This is a genomic window from Paraburkholderia piptadeniae (assembly GCF_900007165.1).
GTDB lineage: Bacteria > Pseudomonadota > Gammaproteobacteria > Burkholderiales > Burkholderiaceae > Paraburkholderia > Paraburkholderia piptadeniae.
This window is the reverse complement of record NZ_CYGY02000024.1, coordinates 185,799-211,606: the sequence shown is the minus strand read 5'-3', so window position 1 is coordinate 211,606 and position 25,808 is coordinate 185,799. Positions and strand designations below refer to the sequence as shown.

Annotated in this window: 24 protein-coding genes; 14 read left to right on the top strand and 10 right to left on the bottom strand. The window is 64.7% G+C overall.

The annotated features are described in order from the left end of the window. Positions 1 to 253: 253 nt before the first annotated feature. From BN2476_RS12740 to purT, 3 genes are all read right to left on the bottom strand, one after another. On the bottom strand, positions 254 to 625 hold the full coding sequence (locus tag BN2476_RS12740; RefSeq protein WP_087734515.1) for an MliC family protein: 372 nt from the start codon (positions 623 to 625) through the stop codon (positions 254 to 256). An 83-nt stretch (positions 626 to 708) separates the two neighbouring features. Continuing rightward, positions 709 to 900, bottom strand: coding sequence for a DUF6726 family protein (locus BN2476_RS12735; protein ID WP_087734514.1), 192 nt, complete (start codon positions 898 to 900; stop codon positions 709 to 711). A 61-nt stretch (positions 901 to 961) separates the two neighbouring features. After that, positions 962 to 2,176, bottom strand: a complete 1,215-nt coding sequence (gene purT, locus BN2476_RS12730; RefSeq protein ID WP_087734513.1) for a formate-dependent phosphoribosylglycinamide formyltransferase — start codon at positions 2,174 to 2,176, stop codon at positions 962 to 964. A gap of 303 nt (positions 2,177 to 2,479) precedes the next feature. Between purT and BN2476_RS12725 the strand changes: the two genes are divergently transcribed. Both BN2476_RS12725 and BN2476_RS12720 read left to right on the top strand, forming a co-directional pair. Then, positions 2,480 to 3,094 carry an META domain-containing protein gene (locus tag BN2476_RS12725; protein ID WP_087734512.1) on the top strand — a complete coding sequence of 205 codons (615 nt, stop codon included), beginning with the start codon at positions 2,480 to 2,482 and terminating at the stop codon, positions 3,092 to 3,094. Between the two features lie 186 nt (positions 3,095 to 3,280). Beyond that, positions 3,281 to 7,501, top strand: coding sequence for a DNA translocase FtsK (locus BN2476_RS12720; RefSeq protein WP_087734511.1), 4,221 nt, complete (start codon positions 3,281 to 3,283; stop codon positions 7,499 to 7,501). 41 nt (positions 7,502 to 7,542) lie between these two features. On the opposite strand, the gene BN2476_RS12715 is transcribed toward BN2476_RS12720, so the two are convergent. Then, entirely contained in the window at positions 7,543 to 8,058 is a 516-nt protein-coding gene (locus BN2476_RS12715) for an antimicrobial peptide resistance and lipid A acylation PagP (RefSeq protein WP_235850804.1), read from the bottom strand. Here BN2476_RS12715 and BN2476_RS47015 point away from each other — a divergent pair. Next, complete coding sequence (locus BN2476_RS47015; RefSeq protein WP_162497873.1) at positions 8,057 to 8,212, top strand: hypothetical protein; 156 nt, start codon at positions 8,057 to 8,059, stop codon at positions 8,210 to 8,212. The genes BN2476_RS12715 and BN2476_RS47015 overlap by 2 nt on opposite strands. A gap of 54 nt (positions 8,213 to 8,266) precedes the next feature. Here BN2476_RS47015 and BN2476_RS12710 read toward each other — a convergent pair whose 3' ends face one another. Further along, entirely contained in the window at positions 8,267 to 9,586 is a 1,320-nt protein-coding gene (locus BN2476_RS12710; protein ID WP_438942874.1) for a lactonase family protein, read from the bottom strand. Between the two features lie 251 nt (positions 9,587 to 9,837). Here BN2476_RS12710 and BN2476_RS12705 point away from each other — a divergent pair, with 251 nt between their 5' ends. After that, positions 9,838 to 9,993, top strand: coding sequence for a DUF3096 domain-containing protein (locus BN2476_RS12705; protein WP_087734508.1), 156 nt, complete (start codon positions 9,838 to 9,840; stop codon positions 9,991 to 9,993). A 243-nt stretch (positions 9,994 to 10,236) separates the two neighbouring features. On the opposite strand, the gene BN2476_RS12700 is transcribed toward BN2476_RS12705, so the two are convergent. Then, complete coding sequence (locus tag BN2476_RS12700; protein WP_087734507.1) at positions 10,237 to 10,482, bottom strand: hypothetical protein; 246 nt, start codon at positions 10,480 to 10,482, stop codon at positions 10,237 to 10,239. 250 nt (positions 10,483 to 10,732) lie between these two features. Between BN2476_RS12700 and BN2476_RS12695 the strand changes: the two genes are divergently transcribed. Then, positions 10,733 to 12,877: a glycoside hydrolase family 15 protein gene (locus BN2476_RS12695; RefSeq protein WP_235850803.1), complete on the top strand. Its 2,145-nt coding sequence runs from the start codon at positions 10,733 to 10,735 to the stop codon at positions 12,875 to 12,877. Between the two features lie 230 nt (positions 12,878 to 13,107). Then, the gene (locus BN2476_RS12690; protein WP_087734505.1) at positions 13,108 to 14,388 is read left to right on the top strand and encodes a polyhydroxyalkanoate depolymerase; all 1,281 of its coding nucleotides are present in this window, start codon (positions 13,108 to 13,110) and stop codon (positions 14,386 to 14,388) included. Between the two features lie 91 nt (positions 14,389 to 14,479). Here BN2476_RS12690 and BN2476_RS12685 read toward each other — a convergent pair whose 3' ends face one another. Beyond that, positions 14,480 to 15,112: a TetR/AcrR family transcriptional regulator gene (locus BN2476_RS12685; RefSeq protein ID WP_087734504.1), complete on the bottom strand. Its 633-nt coding sequence runs from the start codon at positions 15,110 to 15,112 to the stop codon at positions 14,480 to 14,482. 404 nt (positions 15,113 to 15,516) lie between these two features. On the opposite strand from BN2476_RS12685, the gene rsxB reads away from it, so the two are divergent. The 3 genes from rsxB (at position 15,517) to BN2476_RS12665 (ending at position 17,692) form a co-directional block, all read left to right on the top strand. After that, on the top strand, positions 15,517 to 16,413 hold the full coding sequence (rsxB, locus tag BN2476_RS12680; RefSeq protein ID WP_087734503.1) for an electron transport complex subunit RsxB: 897 nt from the start codon (positions 15,517 to 15,519) through the stop codon (positions 16,411 to 16,413). Between the two features lie 9 nt (positions 16,414 to 16,422). Further along, positions 16,423 to 17,067 (top strand): endonuclease III, encoded by a 645-nt coding sequence (gene nth / locus BN2476_RS12675; protein WP_087734502.1) that lies wholly within the window; start codon positions 16,423 to 16,425, stop codon positions 17,065 to 17,067. Positions 17,068 to 17,257: 190 nt separating this feature from the next. Beyond that, positions 17,258 to 17,692: a DUF1841 family protein gene (locus tag BN2476_RS12665; RefSeq protein WP_087734500.1), complete on the top strand. Its 435-nt coding sequence runs from the start codon at positions 17,258 to 17,260 to the stop codon at positions 17,690 to 17,692. Positions 17,693 to 17,803: 111 nt separating this feature from the next. Here BN2476_RS12665 and BN2476_RS12660 read toward each other — a convergent pair whose 3' ends face one another. Both BN2476_RS12660 and BN2476_RS12655 read right to left on the bottom strand, forming a co-directional pair. Next, entirely contained in the window at positions 17,804 to 18,190 is a 387-nt protein-coding gene (locus BN2476_RS12660; RefSeq protein ID WP_087734499.1) for a c-type cytochrome, read from the bottom strand. A gap of 109 nt (positions 18,191 to 18,299) precedes the next feature. Further along, positions 18,300 to 18,668, bottom strand: coding sequence for a c-type cytochrome (locus BN2476_RS12655; protein WP_087734498.1), 369 nt, complete (start codon positions 18,666 to 18,668; stop codon positions 18,300 to 18,302). A gap of 496 nt (positions 18,669 to 19,164) precedes the next feature. Here BN2476_RS12655 and BN2476_RS12650 point away from each other — a divergent pair, with 496 nt between their 5' ends. From BN2476_RS12650 to BN2476_RS12630, 5 genes are all read left to right on the top strand, one after another. Then, complete coding sequence (locus tag BN2476_RS12650; protein ID WP_087734497.1) at positions 19,165 to 20,007, top strand: AAA family ATPase; 843 nt, start codon at positions 19,165 to 19,167, stop codon at positions 20,005 to 20,007. Between the two features lie 38 nt (positions 20,008 to 20,045). After that, a complete protein-coding gene (locus BN2476_RS12645) occupies positions 20,046 to 21,221 on the top strand; it encodes a vWA domain-containing protein (RefSeq protein WP_087734496.1) in 1,176 nt (391 codons plus the stop codon). 162 nt (positions 21,222 to 21,383) lie between these two features. After that, positions 21,384 to 22,598, top strand: a complete 1,215-nt coding sequence (locus BN2476_RS12640) for a benzoate/H(+) symporter BenE family transporter (protein WP_087734495.1) — start codon at positions 21,384 to 21,386, stop codon at positions 22,596 to 22,598. A 305-nt stretch (positions 22,599 to 22,903) separates the two neighbouring features. Further along, complete coding sequence (gene tal, locus BN2476_RS12635) at positions 22,904 to 23,857, top strand: transaldolase (RefSeq protein ID WP_087734494.1); 954 nt, start codon at positions 22,904 to 22,906, stop codon at positions 23,855 to 23,857. A 237-nt stretch (positions 23,858 to 24,094) separates the two neighbouring features. After that, a complete protein-coding gene (locus tag BN2476_RS12630; protein WP_087734493.1) occupies positions 24,095 to 24,529 on the top strand; it encodes a VOC family protein in 435 nt (144 codons plus the stop codon). 32 nt (positions 24,530 to 24,561) lie between these two features. Here BN2476_RS12630 and BN2476_RS12625 read toward each other — a convergent pair whose 3' ends face one another. Then, a complete protein-coding gene (locus BN2476_RS12625; protein WP_087734492.1) occupies positions 24,562 to 25,791 on the bottom strand; it encodes an FUSC family protein in 1,230 nt (409 codons plus the stop codon). Positions 25,792 to 25,808: the final 17 nt, after the last annotated feature.

Genomic DNA, 25,808 nt, shown 5'->3' with positions numbered 1-25,808 from the left:
GGATGATCGAAAACGATGACAGCCGCGCAATGGCATCAGATGGAGGCGCGGCTTGTGCGTGGCAGACAGCTTACTCCGGGTGGGGAAATCGTGTCGGCGTGCGTGCACGATGCGCGTGGGCGATGCCGGTGCCAGGCCGCGCGCGACGAGCGTGCGCGTTGAGACGCACGAGGGAATCTGAAGAAGAACGAGGGTCGGGCCCGGCACTGGCAAGTGCCGCGCCCAGTGGCATCGGCAACGCGTTAGCAGAACATCAGCGCACGATCGTCACGCAATCGGACAGCATCGGCGGCGCATTCTCTCCGAGCATCGCGTCGTATAGCGTGGCCTGAGGGCCTTTCGTCCACCATGTATAGCTCGCCGCCTGATACTTCGCGCCCGACCCCGACAGCACGTTGACGAAGAGCATCTGCTTGCCCTTGACGGGCAGGATCGCGAAGCTCTGACCGTTGGTGGTGTTCAGATACGTGACATTCAGAATGCGACCCGTCGCACAGGTGTATTTCTGCGTCACGCGATGAGTGGTCCTGATGTCCGGCAACGGCATCAAGTCCGCAGCGCGGGCCGCGCCCGACACAGCGGCGATCGTCAGCACGCCCGTCAACGCATACTGCCTCATGCTCATCGAAAGCCTCGTTTCTGGATGAAGTATCGACACCGCTGTTCCCGCTGTTGCGGCCATTTCACGCGGCCGGCAACGAGCGCGGCTCAGGGATCGATCACGTCAGCGCAAGCGTCCGTCGGCGCGGCGGCCGCATGGCCGACCACGGGCACGATCTTCAGCCCCGCCGACGCAATCCGGCATGGCGCGGCAGCAAGACCGCAGCCGCTCAGCGCCGCCATCAACGCGACGGCCGATGCGAGCAGCGCGGCACGCCGCGCGAGTCCGCCGCGTTGCACACCATCTGCCCGTTTCGCTTTCACGTGCTGCTCCTCACCCTGCGCCGGATCTACCTGCCTGCTACTTCGCCGACACCGGCTTCACGGCCGCCGCGGCCTGCTTCGCGCGCTGACGCGCTTCGCCGATATCGCGCCCCGTCGCGAGCGCCACGCCCATGCGGCGCTTGACGAAGCTCTCCGGCTTGCCGAACAGGCGCAGATCCGCATCCGGCACGGCGAGCGCCTGCGCGACGCCTTCGAACGCGATGCCCGCTTCGTCGAGCCCGCCGTAGATCACGGCCGATGCGCCCGGCGCGCGCAGCGACGTATCGACGGGCAGACCGAGAATCGCGCGCGCATGCAACTCGAACTCGGACAGACGTTGAGACGCGAGCGTCACGAGCCCCGTGTCGTGCGGACGCGGACTCACTTCCGAAAACCATACGTCATCGCCGCGCACGAAAAGTTCCACGCCGAACAGGCCCCGGCCGCCGAGCGCCGCCGTCACCTTGTGCGCGACTTCGCGCGAGCGTTCGAGCGCGAGCGGGCTCATCGGCTGCGGCTGCCACGATTCGACGTAATCGCCCGCCACCTGCACATGGCCGATGGGATCGCAGTAGTACGTCGAGGTCCGCTGCGTGGCGGGGTCGATTGCGCGCACGGTCAGCTGCGTGATCTCGTACTCGAAGTCGATAAAGCCTTCGACGATCACGCGCCCGTAGTTCACGCGTCCGCCCGCCATTGCGTACTGCCATGCCGCTTCGACGTCCGCGTCGCTCCTGAGCACCGACTGCCCCTTGCCCGACGACGACATCACCGGCTTCACGACACATGGATAGCCGACTTTAGCGATGCCCGCCCTCAGTTCGTCCAGCGAATCGGCGAACGCATAGGGCGAAGTCGGCAGGCCGAGCTCCTCGGCAGCGAGGCGGCGGATGCCTTCGCGGTTCATCGTCAGCTGCGTCGCGCGCGCCGTCGGGATCACTTCGGCCACGCCATCGGTTTCGATCGCGGCGAGCGCGTCGGTGGCGATGGCCTCGATTTCCGGCACGATCAGATGCGGGCGCTCCTGTTCGACGAGCGCGCGCAATGCCGTCGCATCGGTCATGTCGATCACGTGCGCACGGTGCGCGACCTGATGGCCCGGCGCGTTCGGGTAACGATCGACCGCGATCACTTCAACGCCGAGCCGTTGCAGCGCGATGATCACTTCCTTGCCCAGTTCGCCCGCGCCGAGCAGCATGACGCGCGTGGCGGAAGTCGAAAGCGGTGTGCCGATGCGTTGGCCGATCTGCATGGAAACTCCAGAGAATTTTTACGAACTGCGTGTGGAATGAATGACTGCGCCGATGTTAACATGCGCGGCCCCTGCGCCTGCGCGCCGCACATGCCGATAAACCGTCCGCGGGCCGCGCTTCGAGCCGGCGTTTTGCAACGGCTGTACGCGATGCATCGTGCATGGATGCATCCGCGCCGCCGGGCATTTCGCCTATGCGCGCCTATGCGCGCCTTTGCGTTTCGCCGCGCGCGTTTGCACTCGCATGCGGCAAGCGTAGTGCGATACCCTTACGCCTTCGCCAGTTTAGAGAGGAACGACGACATGCAGCCCACGTCCGCCACGCCACGCGACGCACGCTCGAACGCAACATCCGGCGCATCGTCGAATGCACCGGGCGCTGCATCGTGGGCATCGTTCCGACGCCGCACGGGACACGCGACGACCACGCGGGCCCTGCTTGCCGCCGTGTCGATGGCCGCGCTGCTCGGCGCCTGCGCAATGCCGAAGCATCCCGACGTGGAAGCCGCGCCGCCCGACCCGTTCAACCCGGCGGCGACGCAATTGCTCGACAACACCGACTGGCAACTGAGCGGCTGGAAGGTGTCCGGCGGCGGCACGCGCGACGTGCCGGGCAGCGCGAGCGGCGAACCGATCACGCTTGTGCTGTCGACGGAAAGCGGCCTGCGCCGCGCGAGCGGCTTCTCGGGCTGCAACCGCTATACGGGCACCTACATGCTGAAGGACGGCAAGCTCAGCTTCGGCCCGCTCGCAGGCACGCGCATGGCGTGCGCGACGCCGGGCGGCAAGATCGAAACCGCGTACCTCGATGCGCTTGCGCATGTCGAGCACTCGGGCGTCGACATGCGCAAGCCGCAGCAACTGCAACTGATCCTCGACAACGGCGACACGCTCGTGTTCGCGCGGCGCGGCCAATGACGGCGCGGCCGGCGAGCGTCCGCACTGCGCACGATGCGCGTCGAGGCGCCCGCTCGCGCGTTGCTGCGGCATCACGTGCCGATGCCCGCGCGCCGCACGCGACGCCGGCCTTCGAAGCACAATGCTTCGTCCGATTAAACTCGACGGGTTGCGCGAATGCGCGCCCGTCATTCGTTGATGTCTAGCATGCAAACGGTAGTTTTCGGCTGGTTCGGCGCCTCCGCCGTCTGGTTCCTTCCCCTGATATGGCGTCTCGTGAAGTCCGTGCTGCCGGGCGGCGCGGGGCTGCGCGGTCCGGGCACGATCAGGCTGTGGCTCGGCTTTGTCTGCGTGCTGGTCGCGAGCTGCACGCTGGAGGCGTCGCTGATCGACGCGCAGGGGCTCGATGCGTTCGGTCACGCACTGGCGGCGGGACTGACGCGCCTGATGGGGCGCGTCGCGACGCCGATCGTGATGCTCGGCCTGCTCGGGCTCGCGCTGCCGTGGCTGATCGGATTCAGATGGTCGTCGTTCGTCGCGTGGGCGAATGACGCATTCGGACTTGGCCTGTCGAAGCGCGCGCACGACGACGAGCCGCGCAGCCATCAACGCGCCGTCGCCGATACAGCCCCAGCGCATAGCAGCGCGCCCATCAACACGATGGCGCCGAAGAACAACGGACGCTATGCGCGGCCAACCGTATGGCGGCCGCCTTCGACGACGCGTGGCGCAGGCGCGGCGGCGGCTGGTGCTGCGGGCGCGGCTGCGGCGCAAGAGGCGATGGGGATGCCTTCGGGCGCGTCGGCGGGGTCGTCGTCCGGTACGGTGGCTGTTGGCGTCGGGCGCGGCACAGCGAGCGGGACGACGAGTGGGACAGCGAGCGGAATGACGGGCGGCGTCGCGGGAAGCCGCGCGGCCGGCCGTCAGCCGAGCCGCCCGACGCCGTGGACGCCAGCCGAGCCCACGGCACCCGCCGGCTGGCTCAGCGCCGACGCGCAGCGCCCGCATTCGCGCGCGAGCACCCCGGCGTCGATGGAAAGCGCGCGCGTCGCGGCCACGCCGCCGACCGTGTTCGGCAGCACGGCGGCGCTGCAATCGTCGAAAGCGGCGGCGGCCCAGGCGGCCGGGCGCGGCGTGTCGGTGAATCCCGCCGTGTCGTCGGCGCGCGCGGCATCTTTGCGCGCGGCCACGCTCGCACAGAGCGGCCGGTCGCAGAGCCGTCAATCGATTTCGACCGTGCCTTCTTCATCGGCCCAGACGACGCGTCCTGCAAGCCCGCCGGGTCTGCCGACCGCGCGCCGTGACATGTCGGGGTTCCGCGCGCCTGCCTATACGCGGGCGAATCCGGCGGCTCAGCCTGCCGCGCCCACGACGAGCGTTCAGGAAACGTTGCGCAGCATCGAGGAAAACGCCGCGCGCTGGACGACACTCGCGGGCGCGAGTCTCGCGCGGCGCTCGGCGGGAGATCCAACGCGGATCGCCGAGACGCGGCCTTCGGCAACTGCCGTCGATCAGGCTGCCGGTGTGCAGACGCCGCCCGTTGCCGCGCCAGTGGCGTTCGTGGCTCCCGTTCCGCAGACGGGCATGAATGCGGCGGCTAGTACCACGGGCAGCGGTGTGGCCGCTAACGCCGCCGCCGTCACCGCCGTCGATCAGGCCGTGTCGGCGCTCGAAGCGGCCATCGGCGCCCGTCATGCCGGCGATGCGTCGACGGTCGCGCCGCAGTCCGACGCAGCCGATGCGATTGCGCCCGTGCAGCCGTCTGCTGTCGCGAACGCCGCCACGGCTACGGGCTTGGCCGCCGTCCAGGGTTCCGCTTCCGAAGACGAGCCGCGAGCGAGCACAGCGAATGCTGCGGTCGAAGCGGCAAGCTTGACCGCTCACAAAGCCGATACGCCAGCCGCGTCCCCTCCCCTATCGGCTGAAGCAAGCGATTCGACGGCTGGACAAAGCCCGGATGCTTCGCGCGCAGCTGAGTCTGTCGCGCATTCGGAAGCGGCTGCGGCGGCTTTGGAAGAAACGAACGAAGACGCCGCGACGCGCAACGAGGCGCCGCGCGCGCCGACGACTGCGAACGTGGTCGCTGATACCCAACAGGCGAACGTTACGACGCCCGAATCGGCGCCACTCGGCGACAACGCTATTTCGAGTGTCGAGCCCCAACCGCACGTCGGCACTGCGCACGTCAAGACGCAAAGTCAAACGGCAGAGCCAGCCATCGAACCGGCTTGCACGACACCGTCATCGTCCATAGCGAACGAAATCCCGGCAGCCCACGTCGATCATGAGCCAGCGGATACGGCGCGTGCAACCGCATCATCGACGGCAACGGCGACGCCCTCCGCCGACCATGCGCCTACGACCGACCAAGTAGCGGCATCGAACAAACTCGACCCGCAACGCAATCATCCGGCTGCGGCTCATTCACACACGGCCGACGAAGAAACCGAATCATCGACAGAAATAGCCGGGCAGCAACGCGAACACGCGCAGGCACACGAAGCCGCCGCCTCCAGGCTCGCGCCATGGGACGCGATCACGCAATCCGTGACGCTGCTGCGGGCCGCTTCCAGCCATGACCGCGCGCCCGTATCGAACGCGTCGGCGTACGACGACCCCATCGCGCCGCTGCATCCGACCGGTCCGCTTACCATCGCCGGCAACCCGCCCGACGTCGAACCGGCTGACTTTGCGAACGAGGAGCCCCAGGCGCACGTAGCATCGAACATCGTCCGCTTCCCCGTCGCGGCGCCCGTCGCGCCGACGCAAGCGCCCGTCCAGCACGCCGCCGTCAGCCTCGCGCACCCGGCGCCCTTGTACGACGAAGCGCCGACACCAACCCAGACACCCAACGCCGAAGACGCGCCACAAGCTCCCGCGCCCCGCCCTGGCGTACGCGGCCACAGCGGTCCCTCGTTCGAGTTCCACGCGCCCTCGGCCTCGCACATCGAGTTGCCGAGCCTCGATCTGCTCGCGCCCGCATCGGCGGACGCCGAGCCAGTCAGCGAAGAAAAGCTCGCCGAAACGAGCGCGCTGATCGAGCAGCGCCTGCAGGAATTCAAGGTGCCCGTGACGGTCGTCGGCGCATCGGCGGGTCCCGTGATCACGCGCTTCGAAGTCGACCCGGCGCTCGGCGTGCGAGGCAGCCAGATCGTCGGGCTGATGAAGGACCTGTCGCGCGGCCTCGGCCTGACGTCGATTCGCGTCGTCGAGACGATTCCCGGCAAGACCTGCATGGGTCTCGAACTGCCGAACGCAAAGCGGCAAACGATCCGTCTCTCCGAAATCCTGCAAGCCGACGTCTACCAGAAGTCCGCGTCGAATCTGACGCTCGCGATGGGCAAGGACATCACGGGGCACCCTGTCGTCACCGATCTCGCGAAGGCGCCGCACATGCTGGTCGCGGGCACGACGGGCTCGGGCAAGTCGGTCGCGATCAACGCGATGATCGTCTCCCTGCTTTACAAGGCGACGCCCGAAGACGTGCGCCTCATCATGATCGACCCGAAGATGCTGGAGCTTTCCGTGTACGAAGGCATCCCGCATCTGCTCGCGCCCGTCGTCACCGACATGAAGCTCGCCGCGAACGCACTCAACTGGTGTGTCGGCGAAATGGAGAAGCGCTACCGGCTGATGTCGGCAGTCGGCGTGCGCAATCTGCAAGGCTTCAACCAGAAGATCCGCGACGCCGAGGCAAAAGAGAAGAAGATCGGCAACCCGTTCTCGCTGACGCCCGACGCGCCCGAGCCGCTGTCGCCACTGCCGCTGATCGTCGTCGTGATCGACGAGCTGGCCGACCTGATGATGGTTGCGGGCAAGAAGATCGAAGAACTGATCGCGCGTCTCGCGCAAAAGGCGCGCGCGGCGGGCATCCATCTGATTCTCGCGACGCAGCGCCCTTCCGTCGACGTGATCACGGGCCTCATCAAGGCCAACATTCCGACGCGCGTCGCGTTCCAGGTGTCGTCGAAGATCGACTCGCGCACGATTCTGGACCAGATGGGCGCGGAATCGCTGCTCGGCCAAGGCGACATGCTGTTCCTGCCGCCCGGCACCGGCTACCCGCAGCGCGTGCACGGCGCGTTCGTCGCCGACGAGGAAGTGCATCGCATCGTCGAGCATCTGAAGCAGTTCGGCGAACCGGAATACGTCGAAGGCATTCTCGACGGCCCGGCAACGGAAGGCGGCGGCGCGGGTCAGGACCTGTTCGGCGAGACGCCGGATGCGGAAGCCGATCCGCTCTACGACGAAGCCGTCGCGTTCGTCGTGCGCACGCGCCGCGCGTCGATTTCGGCGGTGCAGCGGCAGCTGCGCATCGGCTATAACCGCGCGGCGCGCCTCGTCGAGCAGATGGAGACGGCGGGCCTCGTGTCGGCGATGGGCATCAACGGCAGCCGCGAAGTGCTCGCGCCGGGGCCTGCCGAGTAAGCGGCCCACAGGCGACGACTGCTTCGCGAGCCCCGGCTGCGTCAGAACTCGTAGCGGCTCCAGAAGAACGCGACATCGCCCTTGGTGACCCCGGGAATGCGCGGGATGAACGTTCCCATCACCGATGCCTTGCGATAGCGGATCGAGCCGACAGGTAACACCAGCGGCACGGGCAGGTAATTCGCGACGTCTTCGCGCGCCGTGAAGCCCGCGAAGTAGCCGCCGCCCAGCGACAGGCCGCCGGCCACGGGCTTCGTGTACCACTGTCTCGCCCAGCCGCCGATCGGCTCCGCGTTCTCGTGCGAATCGAGGAACACGAACGCGAACAGGATGTCCTCGTTGCCGTTTTCGTCGGTGAAGTGCTTGCCGGCGCCGCCGCCCCACGACTGCGCATTGAGCGACTTGCGCTCCTCTTCCGAATAGCCGTTGATGTGCCAGCCGTAGCCCGTCACGTAGAGATCCCACGTGCCCTGTTGCGCGACGCGCTCGATGCGCCTGCAGGCGCCCGCGAGCCATTCAGTCGAATAGCTGCAGCTCGCGTCCGCGAACGCAGGCATGCTGAAGAACCCGCTGCACGCGCCGCACATCGCGCCCGCTGCGACGAGCGCGGCGCTCGTCCTCGTCTTTGTCCTCGGCCTCGGTCTTGTGCTGGTTAACGTCGTTCTCATCGTGCGTTCCGTTCTTGTTCGTGTCCGCCGGCAGCACGACTGACGACAACCGGCGACATTGCCGGCGGACTCGTCCGGATCGCTCAGGGCGCGGCAATCAGGACGGCAACACCCATTTGAAGTCGACGGGCGATCCGAGCTCGATCCGTTTCGGATTCGCTTCCAGCAAGCCGCTTTGCTGATCGCGGCGGAACACATAGGCCGTGTCGCTGTTCTGGTTGCCCACGATCAGCCACTGCCCCGTCGGGTCGATCGAGAACTCGCGCGGCGCCTTGCCGAGAGTCGACTGACGGCCTGCCTCGCGGATATGGCCGCTACCGGGATCGACAGCGTAGATGACGATTTCGTTCGCGTCGCCCCGGTTGCTGGCGTAAAGAAAGCGCCCGTCCGGCGACAGATGGATCGCGGCCGCCGCCACCTGCCCCTTGAAGCCGGGCCTGGTCATCGGCACGACTTGCAGCTGCGCGAGCTTGCCGTCGTCGTAACGGAACACGGTGACGGTGGCATTCAGCTCGCTCGTCAGATACGCGTATTTGCCGTCCGCGCCGAACACGAGATGCCGCGGACCGGAGCCGGCCTTCACGTCGGTATAGCGCTTCCCGGTGGGGCCGAACAGGCCTCGGCTGCCGTCGGGTGCGTAGCGGTACGAATAGAGCTTGTCGGTGCCGAGATCCTGCGCGAACAGATACTTGCCGTCGGGCGAGAACACGGTCGAATGCACGTGCGCGTTGTCCTGGCGTCCCTTCACGGGACCGCCGCCCTCGTGATGCACGGTCAGCACGGGGGCGCCGACCTGGCCGTCCGCCTCCAGCGGAAAGACGGCGAAGCTGCCGCCGGGGTTTGCGGCGACGGAGTAATTGGCCGTCGTCAGATATTTGCCGTCGGGCGAGATGCTCAGATAGCAAGGATCGTTGCCATCCGACGATACGCGGTTCAGGAACGTAAGCTGCCCGCTCTTCGCATCGAAGGCGAACGCGCTGATGCCGCCGCGCTGGGTCGCGGGCCCGTTGTCGCCCGGCTGCTCGTTGACGGAATAGACATGACGGCCATCGCGCGTTGCGATCACATACGACGGATTGTCTGTCTTGATCGACGACACCTGCGTCGCGTCTCCCGACTTCGTATTGAAGCGATAGACGTAGATGCCCTCGCTTTTCGGCCCGGTGTAGGTGCCGACGATCAGATCGTAGACGCCGTCGGCAGGCGCGGCGGCCGTGCCTTGCGCGAAGGCCTGCATACCAGCAAGCGAGGAAAACGAGGCAAGCGAGGCAAGCGAGGCAATCGATACCATGAGTGTCAAACCTCTTATCATCGAACGTAGTGCGGGGCGGGAGCGAGAGCCGGCCGAACGAGGGGAAACCCGGCAATTGAAAGACTGTGGCACGGCACACGCTACTCCTCGTGTACGACGCTGCATGACGACCTCCTGGCGAGACGGATTATTCGGATTGTGCGTGTCGCTGGTCTGCCGCGCGGCTCGATCGAAGCGTGCCGTTATCGTGACGGTTGCATGGCGACGGCGGCCGTCGCGCTGCGCGCCCTCGTGACGGGGGCTGGTCGTCGATGTCGTAGTTGGGGCAAGTATAGAAGCGTTGCTCGCGATCGCACAGTCACGCGGGCGCGCGCAGGTTGTCGCTCACAGCAGTCAAGTCCAACAAAGGAGTCGCCATGAACATCCATGTCACCCTTGGCCCGCTCGTCGCGCTGATCGCCGGCATTCTGATCCTGATCGTGCCACGCTTGCTCAATTACATCGTTGCGCTGTATCTGATCATCATCGGCCTGATCGGGCTGTTCGGCGTCGGCGGCACCATGCACTTCTGACACGCGCGCAGGCGCCCATGCGGAGCGATTCGCTCCGATGGCGAGCATGCGTGAGGCCGCGCGCATGCGTCGCTGCAAGCGCGCGCGGCTGGAGAGAATCGCACGCTAGATGCAGACGCGGCGCATCGACACGCGTGTCGACGCACGGACCGCCTGTTGCACGGTCCGGATGCCTGTCGCATGTCATTCGCCGCAGCGCAGCGGCGCGATCACCGAACGTCGGACGATGGGCGCTAGCGTGCGTCAACCGTTCGAGAGTTGGTCGAGACGCCAGCGCCCCTGCAATGACAGGCCACCGACGGCATAATGACCGTCGGCTTCGCTATGGCGCTTGAAGCAGGCGCGTTCGATCAGAAATGCCGCGGCCGTTTCCATCCCGTTGCGCGTAAGGCCGAGCGTGCGGAAGTCGAGTGGCAGGAGCGAGTCGTCAGGCAGTTGACTCGCGGCGGAGAGGATCGTGATGCAGTCGGATTTCGACGGGTTCAGCATGGCTATATTTCCTCGAAATCGGCACTGTGCTTGCTGCAACACCTGGCGCCGGTGGGCTGCGATTTGTCGGAAGTCACATTCGAATCGATTGTAAGCAGCAAGAACGCGGATTGCCAATACTCGAAATGCTCGCTGGTGTACGAACCAAAACGCATCGCGCGAGTCAGGTAACAACGACGCTCGCGCACCGTCTGGCGCTGTGCGGGGGCGTATTTATTACACGCTGACCGACCGCTATAGACGCTTTATCATGCCCGCACGTATCGAAGACTATGCACTCATCGGCGACGGCCACACGGCCGCGCTGGTTTCCCGCGATGGCTCCGTCGACTGGCTTTGCTGGCCGCGTTTCGATTCCGGCGCCTGCTTCGCCGCCCTGCTCGGCACCGAGGACAACGGCCGCTGGCTGATCGCGCCGGCAGCGGACACGGATGCTGCCGATGCCGCCCACAACGACACGCATGCCGCTGCGCAACAGCACGAAGAAGATTCGGACGGCGCGAAATCGGACGCGAGCGGACAGCCGAATCCCGACGCAAAACCCGTCCCGAGACAGGCCGAAAAGCCTCCCGCGCAAGCAGCCGGAAGCGAAGGCGGCAAAGCCCGCTCGAAGGCAGCGGCACGGCGCACGAGCACAGCGGCGCGGCGCACCCGCGAAGAGCACCAGGGCGACGACAGCACGCCGCGCCAGCCCGGCTACACGCGCTCGACACGCCGCCGCTATCGCGGCGAAACGCTGATCCTCGAAACCGACTTCGAGACGCCGGAAGGCGCCGTCACGCTGATCGACTTCATGCCGCCCGGCAACGGCTGGTCGGAGATGATCCGCATCGTCGTCGGCAAGCGTGGGACTGTGAAGATGCGCATGGAGCTGGTGCTGCGCTTCGACTACGGCTTTTCGATTCCATGGGTCAGCCGCCTCACGCACGACAGCGGCATCAAGGCGATCGCCGGCCCTGACACCGTCGCGCTGCGCACACCCGTCGATCTGCGCGGCGAGAACATGAAAACGGTCGCCGAGTTCAACGTCTCCGAAGGCGAGCGCGTGCCGTTCTCGCTCACGTATTCGGCATCGCATCTGCGCGTTCCGCCCGCGCGCGATCCGCACACGGCGCTCGCCCGCACCGAGAACTACTGGCTCGAATGGTCCGCGCGCGGCACCGTCGAAGGCAAATACGCTTCCGCGATCCGCCGCTCGCTGCTGACGCTGAAGGCGCTCGCCTACGAGCCGACGGGCGGCATCGTCGCCGCGCCCACGACCTCGCTGCCCGAGCGGATGGGCGGCTCGCGCAACTGGGACTACCGCTACTGCTGGCTGCGCGACGCGACCATCACGCTGCTCGCGATGATGCGCGGCGGCTACTACGACGAAGCGCGCGCATGGCGATCGTGGCTCGGCCGCGTGATGGCGGGCTCGCCCGAGCAGCTGCAGATCATGTACGGACTTGGAGGCGAACGCCGCCTGCCGGAGTTCGAACTCGACTGGCTGTCGGGGTATGAGGGCTCGAAGCCCGTGCGCGTCGGCAACAACGCCGTCGGCCAGCTGCAGCTCGACGTCTATGGCGAAGTGATGAACGCACTGCATCTGGCGCGCATCGGCGGCTTGCAGGCCGACGAGACGGCGTGGAACGTGCAGTGCGCGATGCTCAAGCACCTCGAAACGATCTGGGAAGCGCCTGACGAAGGCATCTGGGAAACGCGCGGCGGCCGTCAGCAATTCACGTTCTCGAAGGTGATGGCATGGGTCGCGTTCGATCGCGCGGTCAAATCGGCGGAAGCGTTCGATCTGCCCGCGCCGCTCGAGCACTGGCGTGAGATGCGTGCGCGCATTCACGCGGATGTCTGCGCGAAAAGCTGGAACCCGAAGCTCAACGCGTTCACCCAGACTTACGGCGGCGACGAGCTCGACGCAAGCCTGCTGCTGATGCCGCTGCTCGGCTTTCTGCCGCCGTCGGACCCGCGCGTCGCGGGCACCGTCGACGCGATCGAAAAGCATCTGCTGCACGACGGTCTCGTGCTGCGCTACCGCACGACGGAAGTCGACGACGGCCTGCCGCCCGGCGAAGGGACGTTTCTCGCGTGCAGCTTCTGGATGGTCGACAACCTGGCGCTGCAGGGGCGCGTCGAGCAAGCGCGCGAGATGTACGAGCGGCTGCTCGCGCTGGCCAACGATGTCGGGCTGCTCGCGGAGGAATACGACCCCGTGTCCGCGCGGCTTGTCGGTAATTTTCCACAGGGGTTTTCCCATGTGGCCCTCGTTCATACCGGGCTCAACCTGATGAAGCACGAGCAAGGGATGGCAAGCGCGGCGGGCCAGCCGCCCCACGACGGACAAGGCCGGGAACCACCGGCTGGCACGGCAGATGCTGATACGGAATCGTCACCTGTCGTCTAAAGAAAACACCCGCTTTGACGATGACGTGGATATGACATCCGGTACGTGCGCCAACGAACTGTTGTTGCATTGCACAAATCGTATGCCTTCTATATCATCGAATGAAGCAGACGGCCGATAATCGTCGCCATTCGCCACTAACAAATTCACACGTAACCAAAAACGGCCCGCCTCGTCGCCGCGCTCCAAAACACGCCGCCGTGCGCGAACCGCTTAACGCCGGAGCCCCCATGCTCTACCAATTTCACGAATTCCAGCGGGCACTCCTCAGCCCGCTTACCGCCTGGGCTCAGGCTGCTTCGAAATCGTTTGCGAATCCGGCCAGTCCGTTCGCCTATGTGCCAGGCGCCACCCGCCTGTCCGCTGGCTACGAGTTGCTGTACCGCCTCGGCAAGGATTACGAAAAGCCCGAGTTCAACCTGCATCAGATCGTCAAGGACGGTCGCAACATTCCCATCGTCGAACAGACGATCATCGAAAAACCGTTCTGCCGCCTGCTGCGCTTCAAGCGCTATTCCGACGACAGCGACGCCGTCACGCAACTGAAGGAAGAGCCCGTCGTGCTCGTGTGCGCGCCGCTGTCGGGCCACCATTCGACGCTGCTGCGCGACACCGTGTGCACACTGCTGCAGGACCACAAGGTGTACATCACGGACTGGATCGACGCGCGCATGGTGCCGCTCGAAGACGGCTCGTTCAATCTGGACGATTACATCGCGTACATCCAGGAATTCATCCGCCACATCGGCGCGAAGAACCTGCACGTGATCTCCGTGTGCCAGCCGACGGTGCCCGTGCTCGCTGCCATCTCGCTGATGGCGAGCCGCGGCGAAGACACGCCGCGCACGATGACGATGATGGGTGGCCCGATCGATGCTCGCAAGAGCCCCACGTCCGTCAATTCGCTCGCGACCCAGCATTCGTACGAATGGTTCGAGAACAACGTGATCTATAACGTGCCTTCGAACTATCCGGGCTTCGGCCGCAAGGTGTACCCGGGCTTTCTGCAGCACACCGGCTTTGTCGCGATGAATCCGGAACGTCACGCGGCGTCGCATTGGGACTTCTATCAGAGCCTTCTGCGCGGCGACGAAGAAGATGCCGAAGCACACCGCCGTTTTTACGACGAATACAACGCGGTGCTCGATATGGCCGCCGAGTACTATCTGCAGACGATCAGGGTCGTGTTCCAGGAATTCCGTCTTGCCGAGGGCACGTGGGTCGTGGACGGCGAACCGGTGCGTCCGCAGGACATCAAGAAGACGGCCCTCTTCACGATCGAAGGCGAGCTCGACGACATCTCCGGCGACGGCCAGACGCGCGCCGCGCACGATCTGTGCACGGGTATTCCCGAGAAGAACCGCCGCCACTTCACGGCGGAAAAGTGCGGACACTACGGCATTTTCTCGGGCCGCCGCTGGCGCACGATCATCTATCCGCAGTTGCGCGACTTCATCCTCGAACACAGCGCGAGGAGTGCGCGCAAGACGGAAGAGCACGTCGAAGCCTGACGCGACGGTTCGCCTGCATTCTGCCGGTTGGCGGGATGCGGGCAGATAGCAAAACGGCCTCTCACGAGGCCGTTTTTCGTTGGGACGGAGCTTAACGCCGCATCAGATACGCGAGCAGGATCTCGGTATTCATCTGAATGACTTCGCTGCGCTCGCCAGCGGAGCTGAAGTCGCGGCCGAGCGTCGCTTCGAGCGTGAAGCGATTCGAAACGATGTAGTAGCCCATGCCCGAGAGCGTCACGTAAAAGCGCAGCGGATCGACGCTGGTGCGAAAGAGCCCCGCGCGCTGCCCACGTTCCAGGATCGAGCCCAGCGTGGCGACAATCGGCGAGATCATTTCACGGATGCGCGTGGACTTCTGCATATACCGCGCCTCGTGCAGATTCTCGTTGTTCACGAGCCTCAGCAGTTCGGGATGGTCGCGATAGTAGTCCCACACGAAATGCGCGAGACGCGTCACGGCTTCGACAGGCGCAACGCCTGCGAGGTCCAATGTGCGCTCTGCTTCCGTAAGCGCGCTGAATGCGTGCTCGAGGACTGCCGTGAATAGCTGCTCCTTGCTACCGAAGTAGTAGTAGAGCATGCGTTCATTGGTCTCCGCGCGGCGGGCAATCTGATCGACGCGCGCGCCGAACAACCCACCATTCGCAAACTCTTCGGCCGCCGCGAGCAGAATGCGGCGACGGGTGCCTTCAGGATCTCTTTTGATTTTCGGCTGATTCATGGTGGCATGTGCTTTGTGAGCCGCGTTATCCGGATCGCCCGCCGTCCTCTCGCATGGCCTTGCAACGGCGGCACTGCGCGGGCTGGTTGGTGGAAACACCCTCCTGCGGTCATACTAAAAAGCGTTTTGATTATGGCACATGCTTCAGTAATAACAACTGGGGAAATCGGCGATAATGTGCTTTTGACCGATTGCCCATTGCACTCGCCGCGACGCTCTCATTATTGAGAACACTATTGAGAACATTGACGCGGTCTGCGCACGATCTATGCTCTCGCATTGTCTGAATTGCAGCGCGCGATTCTGATGCGACTGCACCGTTGAAGTCGCACCCATCGGCGCGCGCGTGACAGCAATGCGAGCAATCGGCGACAGCAAGCCCCACGAAGTCCCACGTCTCCACCGTGACACATTCCCGAACACTCGCCGACCGCATCGAAGACTTACTGCCGCAGACGCAGTGCACGAAGTGCAGCTATCCGGACTGCCGCGCTTACGCCGAAGCGATCGCGGACGGCAAAGCGAACTACAACCAGTGCCCGCCAGGCGGCGCCGAAGGCGTCGCGCGGCTTGCCGCATTGCTCGGCAAGCCGGTGATCCCGATCAATCCCGAGAACGGCGTCGAGCGAGCGCGCCCCGTCGCATTCATCGATGAGAACCTGTGCATCGGCTGCACGCTGTGCATGCAGGCGTGTCCCGTCGATGCCATCGTCGGCGCGCCGAAGCAGATGCACACGATGGTCGCCGAACTGTGCACGGGCTGCGATCTGTGCGTGCCGCCCTGCCCCGTCGATTGCATCGCGATGATCCCCGTCACGGGCGACAAGACGGGCTGGGACGCGTGGACGCACCAACAGGCCGACGCGGCACGCGCGCGCCACGACCGTCGCCAGGCACGCCTCGACGCCGAACGCGATGCGGCCGAAGCGCGCGCTGCGGCACGGCGCGCGTCGAGTGCAGCGGCTGCCGGCGAATCGCCAGCACCGACCGTTGGCTCGCGCCCAACAGAAGCACCAGCGGCAGCAACGGAAGCCGCCGCCGCGCCAACACCTGCACATACCCCCGCCGCCGACGCGGAAGCGAAAAAACGCGCGATCATCCAGGCCGCGCTCGAACGCGCGCGAAAGAAGAAGGAAGAAAACGCAACTCAAGGCCTGGGTCCGAAGAACACGACGAACGTGAGCGCTGAAATACAGGCGCAGATCGATGAGGCTGAAGCGCGTCGTCGTCGGCTTGGCATTGGGCAGGACAACTCCGAATCGGCATCCAAGCCAGACAACGATCAACCTAAAAAGCCCTGACCTCGCCGAATGAATGCGAACAAACGACGCGCGATCTACGAGACCCTTCAGAGCCTGAATCCGCACCCGACGACAGAGCTCGAATACTCGACGCCATTCGAGTTGCTGATTGCCGTGATGTTGTCCGCGCAAGCAACGGACGTATCGGTGAACAAGGCGATGCGCCGGATGTTTCCCGTCGCGAATACGCCGCAGAAGGTACTCGACCTGGGCGAAGAAGGCGTCGCCGATTACATCAAGACGATCGGCCTCTACCGCACGAAAGCGAAGAACGTGATCGCGACGTGCCGCATCCTGCTCGATCAGTACGGCGGCGAAGTGCCGGAGGATCGCGAGGCACTGGAGAGTCTGCCGGGCGTCGGCCGCAAGACGGCGAACGTCATTCTGAACACGGCCTTCGGTCATCCGACAATCGCCGTCGACACGCACATCTTTCGGGTTGCCAACCGAACGGGGCTTGCGCCCGGCAAGGACGTGCGCGCCGTCGAACTGGCGCTGGAAAAGTTCACGCCCGCCGAATTCAGGCACGACGCGCATCATTGGCTGATTCTGCACGGGCGCTATGTGTGCAAGGCACGCCGGCCGGAGTGCTGGCACTGCGTGATCGAGCCGCTGTGCGAGTTCAAGCAGAAGACGCCGCCGCCCGATCTTTGAGCTTCCGCGTGTCGCCGCGAGCGTATTTCGCTGCAACCGCGCCGCGCCCTGCCTCCCCGAGCCGCCCGCCAGCGGGCAGCTCGGTCACGGCGTAAAATGTGCGCTCGCGTGCGCGGTCCGTCGTCGACGGCCCGCAACGCGCGCCGCGCCGCATCCGGCTCCACCCGCTCTTACCGCCCGAAGTCCATCGATGTTCAATCCCAGCCGCGACGAAGTCCGCCGTTTTTTCACCGACACCTGGCGCAAGCAGCGCGCGGGTGAAATCCTGACGCCGCTCGAAGCAATCGCCGCCGACTGGATCGTCGAGCACCCCGAATATCACGCCGATCTCGCCGACCCCGACGCCGCGTCGGCACAGGACTATTCGCCCGAGCGCGGACAGACCAATCCGTTCCTGCATCTGTCGATGCATCTCGCCATCAGCGAGCAGTTGTCGATCGATCAGCCGCCCGGCATCCGCGCCGCGCACGACCGCCTTGCCGCGCGCCTCGGCTCGACGCACGACGCGCAGCACGCGATCATGGAATGCCTCGGCGAAACGATCTGGGAAGCGCAGCGCACGAACACGCCGCCCGATACGGACGCCTATCTGCAGCGTATCGAGCGCCGCGCGTCGCGCGATTGAACGCCTGACGCGCACGCGCCGCATCCGTCACGCGCAACCTCCGTCGCACCAAAGCAAACACCCCGCGCATGCGGGGTGTTTGTCGTGAACCGTCAGCAGGTCGCGTGCCGATTACTTCTTCTGCACGAGATCGCCATTCAGCGATTCGATGTAGGCCGCGAGATCCTTCATGTCGTTCTGCGACAGGCTTTGCACCTGCGCCTGCATGATCGCGTTATTGCGGCCGAGATGCGGATTGCCGTTGCCCATCTGGTACTGGCGCAGCGCCCAGTAGATGTAGTCGGCATGCTGGCCCGCGAGCTTCGGATATTCGGGGCTCACCGGCTTGTTCAGATTCGGGCCGTGGCAGGCCGCGCAATTGTGGCTCTCCGCGAGCACCTTGCCGTTGCCGGCATCCGCCGCGTGCGCCGCATTCGAAGCGACGACGAAACCGGCCAGCGCGAGCGTCGCGCATGCAGCCTTGACCACCGTATGAAGTGCGTGGGGGTGCTTCTTCATGAATTCTCCTGTGTCGACGGGGCGCTTTGGCGCTTGCTTCCGTCCCTTGCAATCTGATTGCGATCCGCGAACCGGACGAGCAAATGAGCCGCCTTGGTCGGGACGACGATCACTTGTCGGGATTGTTCTTCGAAGAGGAAGTCTGCGACGCGTAGTACGCGGCGATATCGGCGATGTCCTGATCGGACAACGACGTCGCGACTGCGTGCATCGTTTCGAAATGGCGATCGCCCTTCTTGTACGCGTGCAGCGCGTTTTCGAGGTAGGTCTGATTCTGGCCGCCCAGCATCGGCACCCGGTACACCTCGGGGTACGCCGTACGATAGTCAGGAATACCGTGACAGCCGATACACATCGCGACCTTGCCCTGACCCGCCTTGGCATTGCCGACGATATCCGCTGCCTGCACAGTTGACGCTAAGCCCGCGAGCACCGACATCGCTGCGATCACGACATGTTTGCCGACGAATTTGTTCATAGCTCTTCTAACCTGGCTTGAGGGGAAACGGGCGCCCGAAAAGGCAACGGCCTGCGCCGTTTTACTTGTCGGGTTGCCACGCAGGCCAAAAAAATCGGCCCAATTGTACCGCGACGCCGCGCCGGGCGTCCACCCGACGGGAGCCCGCGCCCTTTGCCGCGAAAGCACCGCAGCGAGCGGCGCGCAGCATACGCCTCAGGCGCTTTACCGCATTTGAAGCGCTCTCGGGCGCGGCACATTGCCGCAGTCCGAATGGGCGGCCCACGTAGGCTGCGCGGACAGGTTCAAGCGCCAATCCGCCTGCGCCTCGACCACAAATCTGCCGCTTTTTCGGGCATCGCGGCGAACCGCACACGACACCTTACGCCACATCGCCCGAGGGTCAGGGCACGCGTTCTGCGCGTCGTGCGACGCGGCTGACACCATACGGGAGCGCGATTCAGCACAACAGGGCTTCTGACTTATACTGGAATTTTTCCCGAACGGGCGTCCAGTCATGCGTTTCGAAGGCTCATCGCAATACGTCGCCACCGACGATCTCAAGCTCGCGGTCAATGCGGCGATGACGCTCAAGCGCCCGCTGCTCATCAAGGGCGAGCCGGGCACAGGCAAGACCATGCTCGCGGAAGAAGTCGCGGCGGCCCTCGGCATGCCGCTTCTGCAGTGGCACATCAAGTCCACGACGAAGGCGCAACAGGGTCTGTACGAATACGACGCCGTCTCGCGTCTGCGCGATTCGCAGCTCGGCGACGAGCGCGTGAAGGACATCGCCAATTACATCGTCAAGGGCGTGCTGTGGCAGGCGTTCGAGTCGGAGCAGCAATCCGTATTGCTGATCGACGAAATCGACAAGGCCGACATCGAGTTTCCGAACGACCTGTTGCGCGAGCTCGACCGCATGGAGTTCTACGTGTATGAGACGCGCGAGCTCGTGAAGGCGAAGCACCGTCCGCTCGTCATCATCACGTCGAACAACGAGAAGGAGCTGCCCGACGCGTTTCTGCGCCGCTGCTTCTTCCACTACATCAAGTTCCCCGATCCCGCGACGATGCAGCAGATCGTCGAAGTCCACTATCCCGGCATCAAGCAGGACCTGCTGCGCGCCGCGATGGAAAGCTTCTTCGAGTTGCGCAACGTATCGGGCCTGAAGAAGAAGCCGTCCACCTCCGAACTGCTCGACTGGCTGAAGCTGCTGCTCGCCGAAGACATTCCGCCCGAAGCGCTGCGCTCGAAGGATCAGAAGCAGATCGTGCCGCCGCTGCACGGCGCGCTGCTGAAGAACGAGCAGGACGTGAGCCTCTTCGAGCGGCTCGTGTTCATGAACCGCAACAACCGCTGATAGAAGGCATCGACGCGGAAAACCCCGGAGACGACGGCATGCTGATCGACTTTTTCTACACGCTGCGCGCCGCGAAGCTGCCCGTCTCCGTGAAGGAATACCTGACGCTGCTCGAAGCGCTGAAGGACAGCGTAATCCAGCCGTCGCTGGACGAGTTCTACTACCTCGCGCGCATGACGCTCGTGAAGGACGAGCAGTACTTCGACAAGTTCGATCAGGCATTCGGCGCGTACTTCAACGGCGTCGCGCAGAAGTCCGATCTCGCGTTCGATGTCCCTCTCGACTGGCTGAAGAAGAAGCTGCAACGCGAGCTGAGCGCAGAAGAAAAGGCGCAGATCGAAAAGATGGGCGGCCTCGACAAGCTGATGGAGCGCCTGAAGGAACTGTTCGACGAACAGAAAGGCCGTCACGAAGGCGGCAGCAAATGGATCGGCACGGGCGGCACGTCGCCGTTCGGCAACGGCGGCTACAACCCTGAGGGCATTCGCATCGGCGGCGACTCGTCGGGCAATCGGACGGCCGTGAAGGTGTGGGATCAACGCGCGTACCGCGATTACGACGATCAGGTCGAGATCGGCACGCGCAACATCAAGGTCGCGCTGCGCCGCCTGCGGCGCTTCGCGCGCGAAGGCGCCGCCGAAGAGCTCGACTTGCCCGACACGATCCGCAGCACGGCCGCGAACGCCGGCTGGCTCGACCTGAAGATGGTCCCCGAGCGGCACAACAACGTGAAGGTGTTGATGCTGCTCGACGTCGGCGGATCGATGGACGATCACATCAAGCGCACGGAAGAACTGTTCTCGGCCGCGAAGGCCGAGTTCAAGCACCTCGAGTTCTACTACTTCCACAACTGCGTCTACGACTTCCTGTGGAAGAACAACCGCCGCCGGCACGTCGAGCGGCTCGCGACGTGGGACATGCTGCACAAGTTCACACCCGACTACAAGCTGATCTTCGTCGGCGACGCGACGATGAGCCCGTACGAAGTGCTGCAGCCGAGCGGCTCGGTCGAGTACAACAACGCCGAAGCGGGCGCCGTGTGGCTGCGCCGGATCGCCGATCATTTCCCCCATCACGCATGGCTCAATCCCGAGCCTGAAGGCTTGTGGGAATATCGGCAGTCAGTTTCGGTGATCCGCGAAGTGCTCGGCCACCGGATGTACCCGCTCACGCTCGCCGGGCTCGAAACCGCGATGCGCGTGCTGAGCAAGTAAACTCCACCGATCTTCACCGTCCGAACGCGGGACCACGATAGCGGACGCACCGTGCCCGCTCGCTCGTCGTTTGCACGCCGCGCGGCAACGGCGCCGCGAGAACGCAACACCCACGCACCACCCATTGCGCACCACCATAACGCACGATAAGAGACACGCAGGATGACCACCCCTTCTTCCCCCGAATTCTCCACGGCCGCGCGCGCACCGCTCAAGCCGTTCGCCGACACGTCGCTGTCCGCGCTCGTCGCCGGCTTCGTCGCGATGATGACGGGCTACACAAGCTCGCTCGTGCTGATGTTCCAGGCAGGCCGCGCCGCGCATCTGACCGATGCGCAGATTTCGTCGTGGATCTGGGCGCTGTCTGTGGGCATGGCGCTGTGCACAATCGGACTGTCGCTGCGCTTTCGCGCGCCCATCGTGATCGCGTGGTCGACGCCGGGCGCGGCGCTGCTCGTGTCGTCGCTGCCGCACGTCGCGTATTCCGAAGCGATCGGCGCATTCATTGTCTGCGCGCTGCTGCTGACGCTCGTCGGCCTCACGGGCTGGTTCGATACGCTGATGAAAAAGATTCCGGCGGGCATCGCGTCGGCGCTGCTGGCGGGCATCCTGTTCGAAATCGGCATCGAGATTTTTCGCGCCGCGCAATTCCAGACGGCGCTCGTGCTGGCGATGTTCTTCACCTACCTCGCGGTCAAGCGTTTTGCGCCGCGCTATGCGATCCCCGCGACGCTCGTGGTCGGCACGGCCGTTGCAGGCGCGCTCGGTCTGCTCGACTTCAGCGCTTTCCGCGTGGCGTTCGCCGTGCCCGTGCTGACTGTGCCCGCGTTCTCGCTGTCGGCCGTCATCAGCATCGGCATTCCGCTCTTCATCGTGGCGATGGCTTCGCAGAACGTGCCCGGCATCGCCGTGCTGCGCGCGGATGGCTACCAGACGCCGTCCGCGCCGCTGATCGCGACGACGGGCGTCGCGTCGCTGCTGCTCGCGCCGTTCGGCTCGCACGGCGTGAATCTCGCCGCGATCACGGCCGCGATCTGCACGGGCCGCGAAGCGCACGAAGACCGCTCGAAGCGCTATATGGCCGCCGTCTGGTGCGGCCTGTTCTATCTGATCGCGGGGATCTTCGGCGCGACGATCGCGGCCCTCTTCGGCTCACTGCCGAAAGCGCTCGTGGTGTCCGTCGCGGCGCTCGCGCTGTTCGGCTCGATCATGAGCGGGCTCACGAACGCGATGCAGGACACGCGACAGCGTGAAGCCGCGCTCGTCACGTTCATGGTGACCGCCTCGGGTCTCACGCTGCTGTCGATCGGTTCGGCGTTCTGGGGGCTCGTCGCGGGCCTGTTCACGCAATTCGTGCTGAACGCGCGGCGCGCATGACGGCGCCCGCCCGATGCGCGGACACGAAAGACCGCGTGGTCGGACGACAGCCAGTTCCAAAGGCGGAATGTGCCTGGCGCCATGGCGCGAACGGACGGAGGGGTGTACCTGTCAAACCAGCATCACCCAATCCGCCATAGAATAGAAGTATCGGGTGGCGTTCCACGGTAACATTCCCGGCTTGCAACGTGGACACTGCCGATGACGCGCTGATGCGTGGCCGTTTGCGTGCTGACGGAGGCTCCGCGCGGCGTCATTATTTCCCTGGACCATGGCGCGCGTGCGCCCCGAAGCGAAGGCTCGACATGACTACTGCACTCGATCAACTCAAGCAATACACCAAGGTCGTCGCGGATACCGGCGACTTCCAGCAACTCGCGCAATACAAGCCGCAGGACGCGACGACGAATCCGTCGCTGGTCCTGAAGGCCGTGCAGAAGGACGAATACAAGCCGCTGCTCGAAAAGACGGTACGCGACCACGCATCGAAGCCCGTCAGCGCAATCATCGACCACCTGTTGATCGCCTTCGGCACCGAAATCCTGAAGATCGTCCCGGGCCGCGTATCGACGGAAGTCGACGCGCGCCTGTCGTTCGACACGAAAGCGTCGATCGACAAGGCGCATGAACTCATCAAGCTGTACGAAGCGCAAGGCATCGGCCGCGAGCGCGTGCTGATCAAGCTCGCGTCGACGTGGGAAGGCATCCGCGCAGCCGAAGTGCTGCAGAAGGAAGGCGTCAAGTGCAACATGACGCTGCTCTTCTCGCTGCCGCAAGCCGTCGCGTGCGCGGAAGCGGGCGCGCAACTGATCTCGCCGTTCGTCGGCCGCATCTACGACTGGTACAAGAAGAGCGCCGGCAGCAACTGGGACGAAGCGCGCGACGGCGGCGCGAACGATCCGGGCGTGCAGTCGGTGCGCCGCATCTATGCGTACTACAAGAAGTTCGGCTACCCGACGGAAGTGATGGGCGCGAGCTTCCGCACGACGAGCCAGATTACCGAACTGGCAGGCTGCGATCTGCTGACGATCAGCCCGGATCTGCTGCAAAAGCTGCACGACAGCACCGACAAGCTCGAGCGCAAGCTGTCGCCGGAAGCCAGCAAGAACGCCGAGATCGCGCGCGTGCCGACGGATGAGCCGTCGTTCCGCTTCCTCGTCAACGAAGATGCGATGGCGACCGAAAAGCTTTCGGAAGGCATCCGCGTGTTCGCAGCGGACGCGATCAAGCTCGAAAAGGTGATCGACGCGCTGCGCTGATCTGCTCCGTATTTCTTCTCTGTGCAAGAGCGCGCGGCCCGCAAGGCTGCGCGCTTTTTTTATGTGCTTTTTGCGCCTGCTTTCTTGCGAGTTCCTCTCACGCCGTCAGCGCGTCACGCACGTTGCCATCGTCAACACAGTTTCACATCCGACGCTCCTGCGACGACTACAATCGTTGACACGAATGCGTCGCTGCGCGTTCGCATGGAACGACATGTCAATTGAGTGGAGACATCGATGCAAGTCCAACCCTATCTGTTTTTCAATGGCCGCTGTGAAGAAGCGCTGAAGTTCTACGGCGAGAAGCTCGGCGCGCAGGTGCTGTTCCAGATGCGTTTCAAAGACGCGCCGCCGAGCCCCGAGCAGCCTATCCGCCCTGGCACGGAAGAAAAGATCATGCATTCGACGATCAAGATCGGTTCGACGGAACTGATGGCGTCGGATGGCAATTGCGATGGAACGCCTGTTACGCACTCGGGCTACAGCCTGTCGATCACCGTCGACGATCCGTCGCAGGGCGAAAAGACGTTCAAGGCGATTTCGGAAGGCGGCAACGTCGTGATGCCGTGGCAGGCGACGTTCTGGAGCAGCGGCTTCGGTATGGCCATCGACAAGTTCGGCGTGATGTGGATGGTCACGAACCCGCACGAAGGCGACAAGCACCCGAGCTGATACCAACCCCGAATATCGAGCCGGCAAGCGGATCAGCGCGCAGCTTGCTCGCGATCTCCGCCTTCGATGTTCCAGTTCGGCTCGGCAGCAGCCAGCAACGTGCGCATGCGCTCGACCTGTTCCGTGAAGCGCTGTGCAAGCCAATATGGCCCCTGCAATTCAGGGGCCATTTCTTTGCGCGAAGCCTGCGCGCCCGTCGAATCTTCTTCGCTTTGTGCCGTCGCGTCAGCAGGCGGGCAAGCGAGCGTCTCAGCCGAAACCTCCTCCGGCATCCTGAACTGCATCGCGCCCGCGAAGCGCAACGCACGTGCGCTCGCAAGCAGCGTCATGCGCACCGCGTTCGTCTCCTCGCCGCACTCGTGCGCAAACGCTTCGCGTATTTCAGCGTGCGCGAGCGTGCCCGTCGACAGCATTTCCAGCGCGCTCAGCATCGAGCGATGCAGACGCTGGATGTCGTCGAGCCGCGCGATCGGCAAGTCGATTTCCTTCGCCACCGACGGCATCAGCGAGCGCAGTTGCACGAGCCGCTTGCCCATGCGGATGAACGCGGCCACCTGCTCGTCGCTGCCGACGGGCACGCCCGTCATCATCCGCGTGTAGAGGCGCGCGCACTCGCGCAGATTGTCGGCGAGCAGATAGCGCCACGAATAGGTTGCGTGCAACGGCAGCGCGAACGAAAACGCGAGCGCGATCACGATGCCGATCAGCACGTTAAGCGTGCGCCACAGGCCCGTGTCGATCATGTTGTCGCCGTGGCCCGCGACGATGCACATCGTGATGGCCGTCAGCAGCGCGACGTAACCGGCCGTGCCGATCGCGAACCACGCGCAGACGGCGGCAATCACCGACATCAGCACATACGTGAGCGGCAGCGAATCGAACAGGTTCTGCTGAAGGATCAGCGCAAGCCCGAGCGCCGCGCCGAGCAGCGTGCCCGCCGCGCGCTCCGCCGCCTTCTTGCGGATATTGCCGTGATGCTGCAGTCCACCGATCACCACCAGCAGCGTCACCGACGCCCAGATGCCATGCGGAATGTCGATGCCCGTCGTCGCGAGAATCGACACGAGCATTGCGAGGCCGACGCGCAGGCTATGGAAGAACTTCGCGTGCCGGTAGCGATAGTACGGCGACGTGATCGCGTGCGCGATCCGTCCGACGCGCGTGCGGCGCGGCGCGAGGCGCGCGGCGACGGCGTCGTTCGAGACGGGCGGCGTGCCGCTGCGCTTGCGTGGCGGATTCGAATGCGGGTCGGCTAAAGCCATCGGTTATCTCACGTTGG

Bases quoted from the DNA above. Each gene is read 5' to 3' on its own strand.
- BN2476_RS12740 (WP_087734515.1), bottom strand. From the start codon at position 625: ATGAGCATGAGGCAGTATGCGTTGACGGGCGTGCTGACGATCGCCGCT.
- purT (WP_087734513.1), bottom strand. From the start codon at position 2,176: ATGCAGATCGGCCAACGCATCGGCACACCGCTTTCGACTTCCGCCACG.
- BN2476_RS12725 (WP_087734512.1), top strand. From the start codon at position 2,480: ATGCAGCCCACGTCCGCCACGCCACGCGACGCACGCTCGAACGCAACA.
- BN2476_RS12720 (WP_087734511.1), top strand. From the start codon at position 3,281: ATGCAAACGGTAGTTTTCGGCTGGTTCGGCGCCTCCGCCGTCTGGTTC.
- BN2476_RS47015 (WP_162497873.1), top strand. From the start codon at position 8,057: ATGCTGAAGAACCCGCTGCACGCGCCGCACATCGCGCCCGCTGCGACG.
- BN2476_RS12715 (WP_235850804.1), bottom strand. From the start codon at position 8,058: ATGCCTGCGTTCGCGGACGCGAGCTGCAGCTATTCGACTGAATGGCTC.
- BN2476_RS12710 (WP_438942874.1), bottom strand. From the start codon at position 9,586: ATGCAGCGTCGTACACGAGGAGTAGCGTGTGCCGTGCCACAGTCTTTC.
- BN2476_RS12705 (WP_087734508.1), top strand. From the start codon at position 9,838: ATGAACATCCATGTCACCCTTGGCCCGCTCGTCGCGCTGATCGCCGGC.
- BN2476_RS12700 (WP_087734507.1), bottom strand. From the start codon at position 10,482: ATGCTGAACCCGTCGAAATCCGACTGCATCACGATCCTCTCCGCCGCG.
- BN2476_RS12695 (WP_235850803.1), top strand. From the start codon at position 10,733: ATGCCCGCACGTATCGAAGACTATGCACTCATCGGCGACGGCCACACG.
- BN2476_RS12690 (WP_087734505.1), top strand. From the start codon at position 13,108: ATGCTCTACCAATTTCACGAATTCCAGCGGGCACTCCTCAGCCCGCTT.
- BN2476_RS12685 (WP_087734504.1), bottom strand. From the start codon at position 15,112: ATGAATCAGCCGAAAATCAAAAGAGATCCTGAAGGCACCCGTCGCCGC.
- nth (WP_087734502.1), top strand. From the start codon at position 16,423: ATGAATGCGAACAAACGACGCGCGATCTACGAGACCCTTCAGAGCCTG.
- BN2476_RS12665 (WP_087734500.1), top strand. From the start codon at position 17,258: ATGTTCAATCCCAGCCGCGACGAAGTCCGCCGTTTTTTCACCGACACC.
- BN2476_RS12660 (WP_087734499.1), bottom strand. From the start codon at position 18,190: ATGAAGAAGCACCCCCACGCACTTCATACGGTGGTCAAGGCTGCATGC.
- BN2476_RS12655 (WP_087734498.1), bottom strand. From the start codon at position 18,668: ATGAACAAATTCGTCGGCAAACATGTCGTGATCGCAGCGATGTCGGTG.
- BN2476_RS12650 (WP_087734497.1), top strand. From the start codon at position 19,165: ATGCGTTTCGAAGGCTCATCGCAATACGTCGCCACCGACGATCTCAAG.
- BN2476_RS12645 (WP_087734496.1), top strand. From the start codon at position 20,046: ATGCTGATCGACTTTTTCTACACGCTGCGCGCCGCGAAGCTGCCCGTC.
- BN2476_RS12640 (WP_087734495.1), top strand. From the start codon at position 21,384: ATGACCACCCCTTCTTCCCCCGAATTCTCCACGGCCGCGCGCGCACCG.
- tal (WP_087734494.1), top strand. From the start codon at position 22,904: ATGACTACTGCACTCGATCAACTCAAGCAATACACCAAGGTCGTCGCG.
- BN2476_RS12630 (WP_087734493.1), top strand. From the start codon at position 24,095: ATGCAAGTCCAACCCTATCTGTTTTTCAATGGCCGCTGTGAAGAAGCG.
- BN2476_RS12625 (WP_087734492.1), bottom strand. From the start codon at position 25,791: ATGGCTTTAGCCGACCCGCATTCGAATCCGCCACGCAAGCGCAGCGGC.